Raw genomic sequence first — 13,609 nt, forward strand, 5'->3', positions numbered from 1 at the left:
ATGCCCGAACACCGCCTTCTGCAACACGCTTTAGCGACCTGGACAGTAGACCCTGGTAAGACCGTCCTGTTTTCCCTTGACTCTGACCTCCTGAAATGCAATTTTCTGCGGTGCTTGCAGCCGCTGCTCGCCAGGTCAGACCTCGGTCCTACTCCCCAAGCACGTTTCGGTTCTTTGGGGACGTCCCATCACCACACCTTTGGCGGCGGTCGGCTGCGGCGCGTTCGGCCTGTGGCGGCTGCTCCGTGCCCTGTTCCGGTCGATGCGGGCCATCATCCGCCACGCGTCGGCTCGGTGCCGAAGCCAAGGCGCAGGGCGCGGCCGCGAGGACGCCCAGCCCGAGGCCGCGCCAGCGCCTGGGTCCTCAACGGCAAGGCGGGGCCGTGTTCCGGTTCGAGAGCTTCGCCGTTGGCTCGTTGTCGGTGCCGTGGCCTGGTGCGTGCCGTACCTGCGCGGCCTGGGCCGGCGTCGGGTCACCAGGGGGCTCGTTCCCTGGCGCCGCAGACGGCCTCCCACTCGGCGAAGGTGAGGCACTGCTCGGCGGTACGCGCGCGGTGGGCCCGGTCCGCCTCAGCGAGCGAGGCGAGGATCCGGTCGCGGATGACGAAGCCGGGCGGATCGGGTTCAGGCTCGACGGGCGGGTGCAGGTTGTGCAGGCGGTCGCGCACCGCGTCCAAGGCGGCTAGGAAGGCGGCGTTGGGTGAGACTGCGGTGGCCGCGTCCTCGCGGCCGCCGGGGGCCGGGGCTGATTGATCCTGGTCGGCGCGATCGTTCCAGCGCGCCATGATCACGCTGGCCGGGGAGGCTGGCCGCCTGGGCACGCGCCAGACCGACAGGTCGGCAGCGATGTCGGCAGCGGAGAGGCCGGTCGCGATCCAGGGCCGCAGGGCGAAGGCGAGGCGTCGCAGGCCCTCGCCCTGGGTCCAGGGCACCCGGGGGCGGACCCAGGCGGCGACAGAGACAGCTTGGGCCGCTTGCGCGGGGCTGGCCCGGTAGGGCTCCGGGACCTCTTGCCGGCGGCGGGGCTGCGGCCGCGCGCCGCGGGGCGTGCTGGTGTTGTTGTTCTTCCCTCTCATCTCAGCTTTAGGACGTGGGTGGTTGGTCTTACAGGAAGGGGTGTCACGGCGGCGGGATGGCCGGGTGCGTCGGCGCGCGTCGGCGATGGCCAGCTGGCGTCCGTGTTCGGTGAAGCCGATGTGCCGGGCGTGGTAGCCGTGGCCGCTCACGCGGTGGCCGTGCGCGTCGTCCCAGGCGCGGGGGATGACGGCGGCGTAGATGGTGGCGGTGCCGCTCCACTCGCCGCTTCCGGCGGGGCGGGTGTTGGTACGGGTTCCATGGACGGCCCAGACGAGGAGGCCGAGTTCGCGCAGGACGGCGATGTGCCGCTCCAGGGTGCGCCGGCTGATGCCGAGGCGACGCCACATGGTGTCGCGGCAGTAGGCGACGTGCCCGTCGGCGTTCAGGCGCGCGGCGAGGTCGCGTGCAACGCGCAGCGTGGTGTCGCCGGCCTTGGGGTGCAGGCGCTGTGTGATGGCCCAGGTGGCGGCGCGCAGGAAGTCTCCGCGGCGGGTGCGCCGGGACGCGGTCGAGCCGATCTCCTGGTCCGCGTGGTCCCAGACGGGGGAAAATCGACTGTTTGGGGATATTCGGTGCCGTTCGCGCGGTTTGCGCGGCAAAGCGGCGGCTGCTTGGACCGGCGCGTGGGCATGCTGCATCATGGGCAGGGCAAACCCTCCTTTCGGGCATGCGGGAGCCCCTCTTCGGTGGGGCCGGGTTCTTCGGGAACCAAGTGGTCCGCCCTGGCAGGGGCGGTGTTGCCCAGTCTGTGGACCGGGTTCTTCGCCAGGCGAACTGGACACTCGCCGGGTGGTGGCAGAGGCGCGGCGGGCGGGCCGAGGTGCTGGACACACCAAGGGCCTGCTGCCACGGGGCAGCCCACGGGGGGCCTGCCTGCTGTCAGGTCATGCGCTCATCGGGCTCCAGCGTGGCGGGCAGTCACGAAGGTCAGTGGCGCATGCTGGCGCCGCCGTCAACGGGCGCCACGGCACCAGTGACCTGGCCGCCCGGTACGCCTGGGCCAGCCGAGGTCGACCAGATCTATCTCTCCGCGCTTCCATCGCGGGTGGTCATTGAGGCCTCCAGGGTGGGTAATGAGGGGGGTGCAGTAGTCAGCGGGTGGGGGCTTGTCGGTGAGGCGGCGGACGAGGAGCAGGAACCCGAGGACGATGACTGCTGCGGCGCCGCCTTGCCCACGTGCCGTTTTCGGCTCCGGCGGCTGTCTGGCCGAGTCCGGTGCTGACGCGGACGCCACGGTGGTGGGGGAGGCTGGTAAGGACGCTCATCGGCGTTGCCCCTCGTAGAGACCGACGCGCTCGATGAACCGGATCAGTTGGTAGTCGTTCTCGACCGCGCGAGCCGCGCCGACCAGCACGAGCTCGCCAGGTGACGACGCGCGGTTCAGCGTCTTGCGCAGAGGGCTGCCAGGCCGCGCGAGCCGGATGAGGTGAGCGAGGGTCGGCAGGGTCCTGATGGTCTGAAGCAGAGCGGCATCGAGCACGCAGCCGTCGTCGGGGGCTACGAGAGAGACACGCATCACGGTGTGCTCCGCGTTCGCCGAGGTTCTGCCCAGACCCTCGCTCGTCGCCGCGCGAGCCGCCGCGGCGATGTGGCTGACCGCTGGGGAGTAATCGGCGGCCGGTGAGGGCTGGGCGAAAGCTCGTGCCGACAGCAGAACCGGCCCATACTGGTCGCACCATGCCACCCGGAGCCGGGCGGCGCCCTGGTCGATGCCAAGCACGGGCAGGACCCGCTGCGCGTAGAGCACCAGCCTGCGGAACAGCAGCCCGCGGTGGTTGAGGAGGACGGACCGGTCGTGCACCTTCGTGTCCGTTCGCAACTCAGCCCACGCGGCCGACACCAGATGCTCGCCAATCGTGGGGCCGCTGACGGTCTGGATGAGGTACTGAGGTCCGGAGATGTGCTGTTGGATCATCACCTCGCACGAGCTCGCCTGGTACTGGGCGGCCCGGCGCGCCCGGCGCCAGGCGGTGACGACCTCGGCGGGTGTGGAGCAGATGACGGGCTGCGCCGTCACCGAGCTGTCTGCCGGCGCGACGACATAGGACGGGAAACGGGCCATGTCGGCCCACTTCAAGGCGTCCATCACGTCGGTGGAGTACATCGAGGCGGCGGACGCGATCCCCGAGTCCGCCAGCGCGGCGGCCTGGATCGCCCGGTTGGTCCGCACGAAGGTTGTATCGCGATCGTTGCCGGGAAGGCCGAGGGCCTGGGAGAGGCGATCGGCGAGTTCCACTCCCAGACCGCTGCCGGCGACCACGAGGTCTGTCCGCCGGGCTACCAGGTTCCTCACTGTGCGCCGCATCCCGGAGTGCACGACGGTCGCGGAGTACCCAGGGGCGGCCGCCGTGTGGTCGCGGTAGGCGGCGGGACGCTGGTGATCGGGCAGCACCACGGCGATGCAGTCCCAGCCGAGGCGGGAGTACTCGCTGATGTGGCCACCGTCGTCGCCGTACGGTGCAACGACGGCAACGGTGCCAGCGGACGGCCGGGAGCGGGACAGGGTGGCCGGGGCAACGGCGAGAGACATAAGTGGCTCCGGAACAGCGTGGAGTGGAACGAGTAGCAGGGAGGATCAGGTGGTGGACGGGGCGGGGCGGAGGCCCATGGGCGTCCGGGGGCGGGCCGGTGCGGCCCCGAGCAGAGCCGAGAAACTCGCCGTGAGCAGCCACAGCCGTGGATCGGCCAGTGCGCCCGACGGGAGGGCCCAGTCCGCGCGGGCCTCCTTCGGTGCCGGGCCGTCCGCGGCCAAGGGTCCAGGCCAGCATGCCGAAAGAGGAGATAGACGAAGGCGTTGAGGTGGAACAGCACAGCGATCCAGCCGAGCTGACCACCAATCCGCCGATGGCTCCGGTGACGGCGGCCACGTTGATGCCGAAGTGTCGCACCGCCGTGGTCACCGGACGGTGGGCATCGTAGACCGCACGGGTGGATGCAGTGGTGGTGTCCATGACCGCCACCAGGGTTCTACGGCGGCTGACTCGGTCGGTGAGCCAGCTGGCGGTCGGCTGGCCCACGAGGCAGCCCGAACGCCTCGAACACGTGACCCGCCGCGGCGGTCCTGAAGCCGCCTCAGCCGCGTGACAGGAGAGGAACGGGTGGCGGAACCGGGCGGCCCGGGCCAGGAAGCTACCTAGAAGAAGAATCAAGATCTTCGTCGGCCATCGCCGAGGGGACGTCGGATAGGAGGTGGACGGTACTGCGCGAGAGGTGGTGACCACACGGAGCTCCCCAGGATGAAGGCAAGTAGGAGATTCTCGTGGTGCGGCCCCGAAAAGCGGCTTCTGGCAGAAGAGTGGGGAGGGGTGCCGCCGCCGACGGCGGCACCCCTGGCAGCCGAGAGCGCCCGCGGGGGGCGAGCAGGGCGGGAGGGGGGACCGCGCCCGTACTCTCGGCGTTCTTGGGCAGCCCCGGGGGGTGCAGCCGATCAGGAACGGTGAGGGAGACGGCCAGCGATACGGCGATACCCCCGCGAAGTGGGGGAAGTGTTCGAGGCATGACAAGGCTCCCTCCGGCGGGCAGGGGAGCTTGCCGTTCGGATCGCTGCCAAGGACACGCCCTGTCCGAGGTAGTGATCGAGGGCTATTCTGCGGTCGGCGTGGTCGCAACACGCCAACTCCAAGCACCCCTGCGGTATAGGTCGGCTTCTGTACTGGTGGTGCAGACCCAGGCGAGTCATGGTGGCCGTGCTCTCTCCTCAAAGAGCACGGCCACCCTCGTTTCACGGACGAAGGATGAGGCCGCCTTGGGATTTGGTCGGTCGCAACGGCCACGGAACGGCGAAGCCGGCTCCTTAATCGTGGAAGTCCGGAGCGTTAATCGCCATCCGCTCGGCAGCCCTTTGCGGATTCGGATGGCGCGGAACACGCCACGCGCTGATCAAGGACAGGCCGCGCATCACATCCCCCGTTCGGACAAGCTCCTTCATGCCTCCCGCCAAGACTTCGAGCGCGGACTTGCGCACCGCAAATACAGGCACGCGCAGTCGCGCTGCGAATCCCCGGAAGGACCAACATCCCCGATCTTGCTCTACGGGTCCGAGAGGTGTCAACAATTGTGGACTCGGTGCTTGGAGTTGTCTCGGCAGGTGATCGTGACTCAGGAGGCAATAGAGGGCTAACCTGCATCCATCCGAACACCCACCCCCCTGGAGATCGCCCGTATGAACGCCGCCGATACGCCGCCCGATGACCTTGCGGCGCTGATCACGGCGATCAACGACCTGCTCCCGCCCGCCGAGATGACCCACGCGGACCTGGAGTTGGACGCGGTGGCCCACGAGACCGGCATCCCGGAGGAGGCCATCCTCGCCCTGCTTCGCGGCGAGCCGGTCCCGGACGACAAGCTGAACCCGAGTTTTACCGAACGCCTGACCTTCCTGCTGGACACCCGACGCGCGCCGAACGGAAAGCCTTACAGCAAGACCCACATCGCAGACACGCTCGGTGTGTCCCGCGGCATGGTCTTCGCCCTCTTCTCGGGCGACCGAGAGGCTGGCAGGACCATGACCGCCGCGCTGGAGGAGTTCTTCGACGTCGACCCCGGGTTCTTGAGCACGAGCGGCCGACGGGCCCTCGCGCGTGCGCTGCGCCCCACCTACCAGACTCTCGTCACGCTGAGCTACCTCCGCAACAAGCGAGTCAGCCACTTCGCCATGCGCAGCAGCACCGACGTGGGTGACATCAAGCTCGCTGGCCAGCTCCAGCAGGCTCTCCACGCGGTCCTCGCCCAGCCTGCGCCCGAGCGCGAGGCGGACCAGGAGGAGCAGGAACTGCGAGAGATCACAGAGCAGGTCCGCGCCCTCGCCCCAACCTCTCGGACGCGGCTCATAGGCACCATGCGGAAACTCCTGCGCCAGCAGTGACCGCCAGCTAGCCGTGCTGCCGACGCCGATCCCCGAGTGCGACTAAGATCCGGAGCACCATCTGTTGCAGCAGCGCGGCGCCGCACCTGACCGGCGAGGGCCCGCAGGGCCCGACCAGGAGGGATGCCCGGGCCTTCCGGACCGCCGCCGAGCGCGCTTCCTGCACCTGGAGAACAGCCCGAAGGAAGGGCCGATACGCCGCGACCGTGAGGTCGACGATCGGTTGTGCCGCCTCCAAGGAAGCGGCAGCGATGTCTGTCTGGGTGGCGATGAGTGCCGCGACCGGCGCCGTGCCGGCCGCCTCGGGAAGAAGGTCCTTGGCCGTCAACCCGTGCTGGGTGAGGGCCTCGTCTGAGATGCCGACTCTTCCCTCCCGAACGTCCTCCGCGATGTCCTCCAGGAAGTCGAGCCGCTGCATGGCCGTGATGAGCTTCAGGCATGCACGCTCGAACTCAGCCGCTGCCGCAGCGCCGTCAGGCGCCAGCAGGCACATGGACAGCATCAGTGCGGGCAGTGAGTATCCCTGGATGTACTGCACGACCTCGGCCTCCGAGCTGAACCCCTCCCAGGTCACCTCCTGGGCGGCTCCGTCGAGGAACGCGTCGATACGGCCATGCAGCATCGGATGCCGGCCAACTGTCCACGAGAGGGTCTGGAGCACCGGCTGCGAGGATGTCCCGGCCGCCAAGGCCTCCTTCGTGAGCCTCTTCCACCGCTGCAACGCCTCCTCGCGCTCAAGGCGGTGTCCGCGGTCGATCCGGTCATCAGTCTCGTGCATGAAGGCGACCAGGGCGATGATGTCGGGCTGGATCAACGCGGGCAGCAGCAGCCGTGCCGCCAGGTACTCAGCCGGCGCGAACCGCCGCACCGCCTGGAGCTGGGCCGTGTATCCCCGGCGGGCTTCCGGTTCCTGGATGCCCGCGCGGTCAAGAACGCTTCCCCACATGCTCGAGCCCCTCAGCTGCTGAGCAGCACGCGGGCCGCCCGGGCGAGGAACCGGAAGTCGGTGAGAGCCTTCGGCGGCAGTTCCATGTTCACGACCCCCATGTACCGCGCGTTAACGGCGGAATCGCACACGGAGGCCTCGGTGATCCGGTCGGCGACCCACTTCTGCACGCGGTACCCGCGGGGGTATGGACCGGTGACATGGGGCTGCGCGAGATCGGCGACTGTGGAAAGCTGCCAGGCGCCTTCGACGACGGCTTCGGCGAGGCGGAAGTAGTCCCAGGCAGGGCTCTGCGGGGAAGGTGTGGAGCCGAGGTAGGCGCCGAGGGCGTTGGCCGCCAAGGCCGCCAGCGTCAAGCCCTGGCCATAGACTGGATTGACGCTGGCGAGGGCGTCTCCCACTACAACGAGGCCGCCGGGAAACCGGCACAGGCGGGTGTGCACCCGACGGCGGCTTTCGACGAAACGATACGTCTTAACATCGCCGATCATCGCGGACGTGTCCGCCACCGTCTGAAGGGGCGCGACGCAGCGGCGCATCCGGCGGAGGAACTCCTTGTGGTCGGGCCCGGGACGGTGGTCGGCGTAGCCAGCTAGGACGACCGACCAGCGGTCGCCCTCCACCGCGGCGAGAGCGCCGGGCTCGGTCACTGTGGGCTGGTAGTTACTCGCGGGCCCCGGGCTGGAGTGGGCGATGACCGTGCTGCCTAGCTCGGTGCCGCGGTGGAACATGGCGGTGGCGTACCCGAGGTCGATCCTCATGCGGTCGACGGGTGCCTTGTCCCAGCCGTTTTGGACGAGCCAGTCCTCCAGGGGACTGGTGCGGCCCATCGCGTCGACCACGAACTCGGCCTCGATGGTCTCCGCCGTTTCCCCGCTGTCGAGGGCCGCGGTGGTTACGCCGATCACACGGTCCTCGCGGAGCACGAGGCCCGTGGTCTGCGCCTGGCGGAACCGCACGTTCTCGATGGCAGCGACCCGGCGCCGCAGGTGGCTCTCCAGAAACGGCCGGGTGGCACCGAGCATACGGGCGCCCGCCACCGCGGCCTTTAGGCGCCCGTCCAGGTAGAACTGCACGTCATCGCCCTGGCCGAGAACGGCGCCGCCCTGCACCAGGTCGTCGGTGATCCCGGGGAACCACCGTTCCAGCTGTGTGTGTCCCATGGCCAGCAAGGCGTGGAGCTGGTGCCGCTGCGGGGTGCGCCGACCGAACCCATCGTCCCCTATGACGTCGGGTTCCACCACCACGACATCCTCGGCATAGTCACTCAACACGCGAGCGGCGAAGAGCCCCGCGTAGCTTCCGCCCATGACGATGGCCCGCTTCACATGTACTCCCCGCCTCAACACAACACTGAGTCCTCGAACGCTGTTTGCCGATCGGCCGTGCACCGGCCGATCAGGACACTACCGCGCGCCCGCCGCGGGCCCCTGTTGGGCGATGTCCTGGACTCCCAGCTCTTGCAGCGCCGAGCCGACCAGCGGATGGTCCAGGTGGGCGGCGACGAGCAGAAGCCGGCCTCGCTCGTCGGACGCAGCAGTGTCTTCCCCAAGAAGTGCAGAAACCGATGCTTCCGACGGGATCAGACGCGCCTGCCGGGAGCGAGCTGCATGGGACCGTGCCGTCTGTAGACGGCGGCTGGCATCGCGCAACACGGCCGCGGTCACAACAGCCTGCCGCTTCGCCGTCGGCAGGGACGAGGCACTGGCTTCCACGTGACGCCTGATGATCTCGACCGCGTCCGTCGACGACCAAGCCCGCAGCACGCGCATTCCGTCAAGGATTTCGACCACCCGGCGGTGCAGCAAGAACCGGACGTTCGCGAGGCGGAGGCCGCTCCCGCTCGGGGTCAGCGCGAGCCGCTCGTCAACGTCCTGCACAGCAAGCTGCCACAGCGGCTGGAGAGCCTTGATGTCCCGTCGCTCGCGCAGCCATGCGGTGATGGCAGCACCGGTCATCCCGTAGCTGGTGAGGACCGCCGCCACGGTGCCGAAGAGCGACCCGAGGACACCTACATCGTCAAGAGCATGGTTGCCGAAGCTCGCGAAGAGGACAGCTGGGGCGTTGCACAACACATACCCGAAGCAGATCACCATCGACACGCTGAAGTACCGGACCGCGTGCTGGAGAGTCGGATCCGCAGGGACTGTACGACGGGCCAGCCGGGCGGTGCTGAGCGTGGCGCAGGACAGCGCGCTCAGAAACAGGATCAGGAAGACAAGCACGACGGGACGGCCTTCGACGAAATCCGTATTGAAGCGCATGGGGTCCGCAGGGAGCCCGTCAAGGTCCGCCGACCAGAAGGCGACCGCCATGGCCACGAGCACACCGGCGTACGCACCTGCCCAAGTGCGCGCCCGTCGGTTCACCAAGGCACGCTCACCAGGAGACGCGGTCACGGTCCACAGCACGGTGAGAACGTGCGTGATGGCGTAGCAGACGACGATGCCCATATACACCAGCAGGGTCGCCGCACTGGGGCGCCCCGTGGCTTCACCGAGACCGCGGTAGCCAGCCGGACTCGCCGCCGCGTACACCAAGACTGACACGGCGAAACTCAAGGTGATCAGGGCCAACGTTGTTGTGCGCTCCCGCAGAAGGGCTACACCTTTTCCGATGCCGATGACCAGATTGATGGCCGCCATGACGAGGTAGACCCCCGTGGTCGGGTCCTCAGACACCAGCACTCCTGTGGGCGAAGGTCGATGAAACCGATTCGTCCCAGCGTGTCCTGGAGAGCTGAAGGCGCTGCAGCATGGTGGTGGCGAACGTCTCCGCGCCCCACTCGGCTTCCTTGGCGTAGTGGGACCTGGTCAGGATCTTTATCACGGCCTCGGGCTTGACGCCTGGCAGGAGTAAACGGATCGTCTCCTCATCCATCTCCAAGTCGTGACTGCCGTCCTCGGCGGGGTGCTCCTCTAGGAGGTGGAAGAGCTCGTGCAGGGTGGAGTGGGCCTGTGTCAGCTCACCGGCCTGCGAGTCGACGACTACATAGTCCCGGTCATGGCCCCGGATACAGAAGGCGGACACCTCGGGCGGAAGCGGCACCCGAAATATGACGATGCTCTTGCCTCGTCTCTCCTCGACGGCCCGTACCACGGAATCCATGTCACTCGCGCCCATGAGACCCAGATCGCGGTTGATGAGCCGCCGAGCTTGCCGCGTAGCCGCCCATAGACGCCCCTGCTCGCGCAAGACGTTCCACCTGCCGGCCGCTCGCCGCCCGCGTACGTCCGGACGTCGCAGCTCCCTCGGCATCTCTGAATCTCTCCTGGTGGTTTTGGTGGCTTTGATGTGGCCGGACCGCGCCGTCGGCGGCGCCTCTGGCGCCCACGGCGTCGACCGCGGGGGCGGTTAGTCCCAGTCTGGCTCCTTAGGCGTCGTCCGCCCGATCAGCGTCACCGTGGCCGGCGCCCCCCAGTCCGGCTCTGACGCGACCACGGACTGCGGGCTGGTCTCGGCAGCCTCCACGACAGCCACCGATCCGATCGCGAGCACGGCCAGGGCAGCTGCCCCCGCCAGTCTGGATACAACCCTGTCCACCGTTGTCATAAGGACAGACTCCTCCGCTTGAGTCCTCTGCGCAGCGTGTAACGCCGTCCTGTGCGTTCACTCTGCATGAGCTCGCCAGCTCACGGAGAGTTAGGCTCCCGTATCAGCTTGGTGCTCGCAAGGAAACAAGGGTGCCCATCGGCGCATTGCGCGGATGGGCAGCAGGGGGGAAGCTGTGCTTGAAGGTCGTGAAACGTCCAGTGAGGCCGAAAACCTCAGCCTGTCCGACGAAGACGCGCGCCTCTACTGGGAGGTTCGACGCGGCGACAATGACCTGAAGGCGGACGACCCGCGACTTGAGAACCTGCGGAGCATCGGCGCCGTCTTCACCGAGCCCCTCACCAACCGGCCCAGCACAAGGCCGCTGCCTCACGTCGAGCGAGAACTGATTCGCCAGGAACTTGACGAGGTCGAACGACGTCTTCAGCGCATCCGGCAGATCCCGATCGACCTAGACATCTTGGGCCAGGCGACCGCCGGAGGGCAGCTCAGTACCAACGCCATCGAGATCATTAAGAGCCCCATGGCTGTCCATCATCTTCTTCACAACGCGATCGAGACCTCCACCGCCATCTGGTCATCCCAGACGCAGCCAAGGCCTCCGGAGAGGATGGCGGCTTCAACCCTCCGCGACGTCGCCAACCTGAAGAAGAGGAAGGGGGGCGTCCACTACCGCAACCTCTACCCAACTGCTGCCCGCACGCGGGCCCCCGAGACCGACTACGCCAGGAAGACGGCTCAGACCGGAGCCGCCGAGAGCAGAACCTCCTCGCGCAGGTTCCCCCGCATGATCATTACCGACACGATGGGGCTGATCTCAGACCGCCGGGTGGGCGAGGGCAGTGGCGAGCCCGCCATCGTCATCCGCGACCCGGCGTTGCTCGCATGGCTGCGGGACGAGTATGAGCTGCACTGGGAGGCCGCGGACCCCTGGTTCCCGGCGCCAGCGGACAGCCCCAGCGACCGCGAGCTCATCGAGCGCGACATTCTTCAGATGCTTTCCGAGGGCGGCACCCGCGAGGCCATCACCCGAACGCTCGAAATCAGCCCGCGCACCTACACGACCTACATGGCTGCTATTCGAGACCGTCTCAAGGTGAAGACGAACGAACAACTGATGTACGTAATCGGCCGACGGCAGGGCTCGTGAGGCCACGCGGCGCTGGCACCCAAGCCGACACCCTGGCCGCATCAGCAATCAGGACCCGGAGCTCCCTTGGCCCTGTCGCGGCCGAAGTTCCTCAGCAGGTGGGCCGCGTAGACGGCTGCGATCCACTCAGCCTCTTCCGTTGATGGAAAGCGGCCATTGTCTCCCTGGTCGATCCGCGGGGTCTGGATGAACGTGCGCAACCCTCCATGCCCGGTGGGGCCGTAGATCCCGGCCAGCGGACCGGCGGATGTCTCCGGGACCAGGCCGTTGGTGGCGAGGTGGTCCGCCAGCGCGGTCAGCTCGGCGGCATCCGGGCGGCAGCGAGCGCCTGCTCGAACGTTGACGGGCCCGCACAGGGATGCTGACCCTTTCGGCGAAGATCTTGTACCGGGGGTGCCGTGCCTCGCAGCAGGCGGCGGATCACGGAGCGGCCTTCCGCGGCCGGGCCGACGGTGCGGCGGCCGGCCTGTCTGCGGGGATGCGGTAACCAGCGCCGGGCACGGTTTCGATCACCGGCGGGTCGCCGAGTTTGGTGCGCAGACGGCTGAGGACCGTGGCGGTCGGCTCCTGGGCGCCCGTGTCGGTGTCGTCGTCCTCGCCCGGCGCGGGCCGCAGGCCGAAGGGTCCGTCCTGCCCGGGCAGGTCCCCAGCGTGGGGGCGCCCTTGAGGCGGTGGGCTGCGTAGTTCATGCGCTGATGCTCCCCGCCATCTGGCCCGGAATGCTCCCGGCGCTCTGGAGGGCTGCGAAATCGGCGTGCGCCGCCGCGACGGCCTTCGGGTACACCTATCGCTTGTCGTACTCGGCGAGCGCCCGGTAGAGGCTGGACAGGCTACGGACAGCTCCCGGTCCGCGCGGGCCGCGGCCCGGGCGACGGTGGTATGCAGTATCGATCACGCGTCGTACCCGAGCTTCCTCAACAGACCGACTGCCTGCCCGAGGTGCTGGAAGGCACGCCGAGCCCACTCACGCCGTCCGTTCCAGGCGTTGCGGCACGACTTGGCGGCCGGCCTTCTCTCCGCGGGCCCGACGCAGGCGGCGGCCTCGGTCGCCGCAGCTTGACGGCGCTGTGCGCGGGCCTGCTTGATCGCGGCTGGTGCACCGTCTGGGGCTACGTCAGGTTCGCGGAACGCCCGGCGGCTGAGCTCGCGCATCGCGTGCGGTCTACCGCTGCACCGCCGCCGCGATGGCCGGGTCCTTCGGGAGATTCCGGCGCGACGGCACGGTTGGCTTCGAGAGCGAGGCGGTAACGCGCAGCGCGGTGCTGTCCGGCCGCTCCGCCAGCAGCTGACCGGCCGGGGCGGTCAGGAGGCCGGCCGCATCGAGCGGAGTCGGTCGGCGATGTCGTACACGGTCAGCCGTAGCCCGCGAATATCGCGGATCAGGTCCTCCCACGGACCGAAGGAGTCGTCGACATCCTTTCCGGAGGCCCGGATGTACGCCACGGCGACGCCGTACGCGAAGTACGCGTTTCGGGCCGGCAGCGGGCGCAGCAGCACCAGCTGCTCCAGCATCGCGGCGGCACGCCAGTAGGCGTCAGGCTCGCCGGCCTCCAGCTGCGGGGTGTTCACCTTGTGCCGCGCGACTGCGGCCACCAAGGCCGAGTAGTCCCGGACACCGAGTTCCTTGCCGAGCAGCTCCTCCTGGCGGTCGAGGAGCCACCGGATATCGATGTGCAGCTCCAAGATCAGGCCGCCCGCGTGTCCTGAGGGGCCGGCGCGTCGTCAGGGAAGGCCGCGTCGAACGCCTCGGCGATGCCAGGCTTCGAGGTGACCTCGCGGAACACCTGCGTCGCCTTGTTCAGCTTGACCTGGTTCTCTTCCTCTATGGCCAGCTGCGCCAGATAGGCGCGCACGCTCTGCCCGCGGGCCGCGGCGACCGCGGCGAACCGGTCCCTGGTCTCCGAGTCGACCTTCACAGTGGTGTCTGCCATACCTCCGAGTATGCATCCATGGATACCTTCGCGAATACCGTTCCCGGGAAGCGCCACCCACCGCGGCCCAGCGCGCCGCCGCGGAGGTT

Annotated in this window: 11 protein-coding genes and 2 pseudogenes; 3 read left to right on the forward strand and 10 right to left on the reverse strand. The window is 68.5% G+C overall.

The genetic code is table 11. The features are described from left to right. Positions 1-473 precede the first annotated feature (473 nt). Positions 474-1,718, reverse strand: coding sequence for a hypothetical protein (locus ABZX67_RS08870; protein WP_355356383.1), 1,245 nt, complete (start codon positions 1,716-1,718; stop codon positions 474-476). 620 nt (positions 1,719-2,338) lie between these two features. Then, the gene (locus tag ABZX67_RS08875) at positions 2,339-3,607 is read right to left on the reverse strand and encodes a hypothetical protein (RefSeq protein WP_355356385.1); all 1,269 of its coding nucleotides are present in this window, start codon (positions 3,605-3,607) and stop codon (positions 2,339-2,341) included. 236 nt (positions 3,608-3,843) lie between these two features. On the opposite strand from ABZX67_RS08875, the gene ABZX67_RS08880 reads away from it, so the two are divergent. Both ABZX67_RS08880 and ABZX67_RS08885 read left to right on the forward strand, forming a co-directional pair. Beyond that, the gene (locus tag ABZX67_RS08880; RefSeq protein WP_355356387.1) at positions 3,844-3,996 is read left to right on the forward strand and encodes a hypothetical protein; all 153 of its coding nucleotides are present in this window, start codon (positions 3,844-3,846) and stop codon (positions 3,994-3,996) included. 1,243 nt (positions 3,997-5,239) lie between these two features. Beyond that, the gene (locus tag ABZX67_RS08885) at positions 5,240-5,941 is read left to right on the forward strand and encodes a hypothetical protein (protein ID WP_355356389.1); all 702 of its coding nucleotides are present in this window, start codon (positions 5,240-5,242) and stop codon (positions 5,939-5,941) included. A 7-nt stretch (positions 5,942-5,948) separates the two neighbouring features. On the opposite strand, the gene ABZX67_RS08890 is transcribed toward ABZX67_RS08885, so the two are convergent. The 4 genes from ABZX67_RS08890 to ABZX67_RS08905 all read right to left on the reverse strand — a co-directional run bounded on the left by ABZX67_RS08890 (position 5,949) and on the right by ABZX67_RS08905 (position 9,995). Then, the gene (locus ABZX67_RS08890; RefSeq protein WP_355356391.1) at positions 5,949-6,887 is read right to left on the reverse strand and encodes a squalene/phytoene synthase family protein; all 939 of its coding nucleotides are present in this window, start codon (positions 6,885-6,887) and stop codon (positions 5,949-5,951) included. Positions 6,888-6,898: 11 nt separating this feature from the next. Further along, positions 6,899-8,215 (reverse strand): FAD-dependent monooxygenase, encoded by a 1,317-nt coding sequence (locus ABZX67_RS08895; protein ID WP_355356396.1) that lies wholly within the window; start codon positions 8,213-8,215, stop codon positions 6,899-6,901. A 78-nt stretch (positions 8,216-8,293) separates the two neighbouring features. Further along, positions 8,294-9,568, reverse strand: coding sequence for an MAB_1171c family putative transporter (locus tag ABZX67_RS08900; RefSeq protein WP_355356398.1), 1,275 nt, complete (start codon positions 9,566-9,568; stop codon positions 8,294-8,296). Further along, a complete protein-coding gene (locus ABZX67_RS08905) occupies positions 9,561-9,995 on the reverse strand; it encodes a hypothetical protein (RefSeq protein WP_355356400.1) in 435 nt (144 codons plus the stop codon). Before ABZX67_RS08905 ends, ABZX67_RS08900 begins: the two co-directional genes overlap by 8 nt. A gap of 598 nt (positions 9,996-10,593) precedes the next feature. Between ABZX67_RS08905 and ABZX67_RS08910 the strand changes: the two genes are divergently transcribed. After that, entirely contained in the window at positions 10,594-11,589 is a 996-nt protein-coding gene (locus ABZX67_RS08910) for a LuxR C-terminal-related transcriptional regulator (RefSeq protein ID WP_355356402.1), read from the forward strand. Positions 11,590-12,009: 420 nt separating this feature from the next. Here the strand turns inward: ABZX67_RS08910 and ABZX67_RS08915 are convergent. The 4 genes and pseudogenes from ABZX67_RS08915 to ABZX67_RS08930 all read right to left on the reverse strand — a co-directional run. Continuing rightward, a pseudogene (locus tag ABZX67_RS08915) lies at positions 12,010-12,138 on the reverse strand (helix-turn-helix domain-containing protein); the annotation flags it as partial. A 415-nt stretch (positions 12,139-12,553) separates the two neighbouring features. Next, a pseudogene (locus tag ABZX67_RS08920) lies at positions 12,554-12,781 on the reverse strand (DUF721 domain-containing protein); the annotation flags it as partial. Between the two features lie 110 nt (positions 12,782-12,891). Beyond that, entirely contained in the window at positions 12,892-13,272 is a 381-nt protein-coding gene (locus tag ABZX67_RS08925) for a toxin Doc (RefSeq protein WP_355356404.1), read from the reverse strand. 2 nt (positions 13,273-13,274) lie between these two features. Then, a complete protein-coding gene (locus ABZX67_RS08930; RefSeq protein ID WP_355356406.1) occupies positions 13,275-13,520 on the reverse strand; it encodes an antitoxin MazE7 in 246 nt (81 codons plus the stop codon). Between the last annotated feature and the right edge of the window lie 89 nt (positions 13,521-13,609).

The organism is Streptomyces sp. NPDC003036 (assembly GCF_040611175.1).
Classification (GTDB): Bacteria; Actinomycetota; Actinomycetes; order Streptomycetales; family Streptomycetaceae; genus Streptomyces.

Bases quoted from the DNA above. Each gene is read 5' to 3' on its own strand.
- ABZX67_RS08870 (WP_355356383.1), bottom strand. From the start codon at position 1,718: ATGATGCAGCATGCCCACGCGCCGGTCCAAGCAGCCGCCGCTTTGCCG.
- ABZX67_RS08875 (WP_355356385.1), bottom strand. From the start codon at position 3,607: ATGTCTCTCGCCGTTGCCCCGGCCACCCTGTCCCGCTCCCGGCCGTCC.
- ABZX67_RS08880 (WP_355356387.1), top strand. From the start codon at position 3,844: ATGCCGAAAGAGGAGATAGACGAAGGCGTTGAGGTGGAACAGCACAGC.
- ABZX67_RS08885 (WP_355356389.1), top strand. From the start codon at position 5,240: ATGAACGCCGCCGATACGCCGCCCGATGACCTTGCGGCGCTGATCACG.
- ABZX67_RS08890 (WP_355356391.1), bottom strand. From the start codon at position 6,887: ATGTGGGGAAGCGTTCTTGACCGCGCGGGCATCCAGGAACCGGAAGCC.
- ABZX67_RS08905 (WP_355356400.1), bottom strand. From the start codon at position 9,995: ATGGATTCCGTGGTACGGGCCGTCGAGGAGAGACGAGGCAAGAGCATC.
- ABZX67_RS08910 (WP_355356402.1), top strand. From the start codon at position 10,594: ATGGGCAGCAGGGGGGAAGCTGTGCTTGAAGGTCGTGAAACGTCCAGT.
- ABZX67_RS08930 (WP_355356406.1), bottom strand. From the start codon at position 13,520: ATGGCAGACACCACTGTGAAGGTCGACTCGGAGACCAGGGACCGGTTC.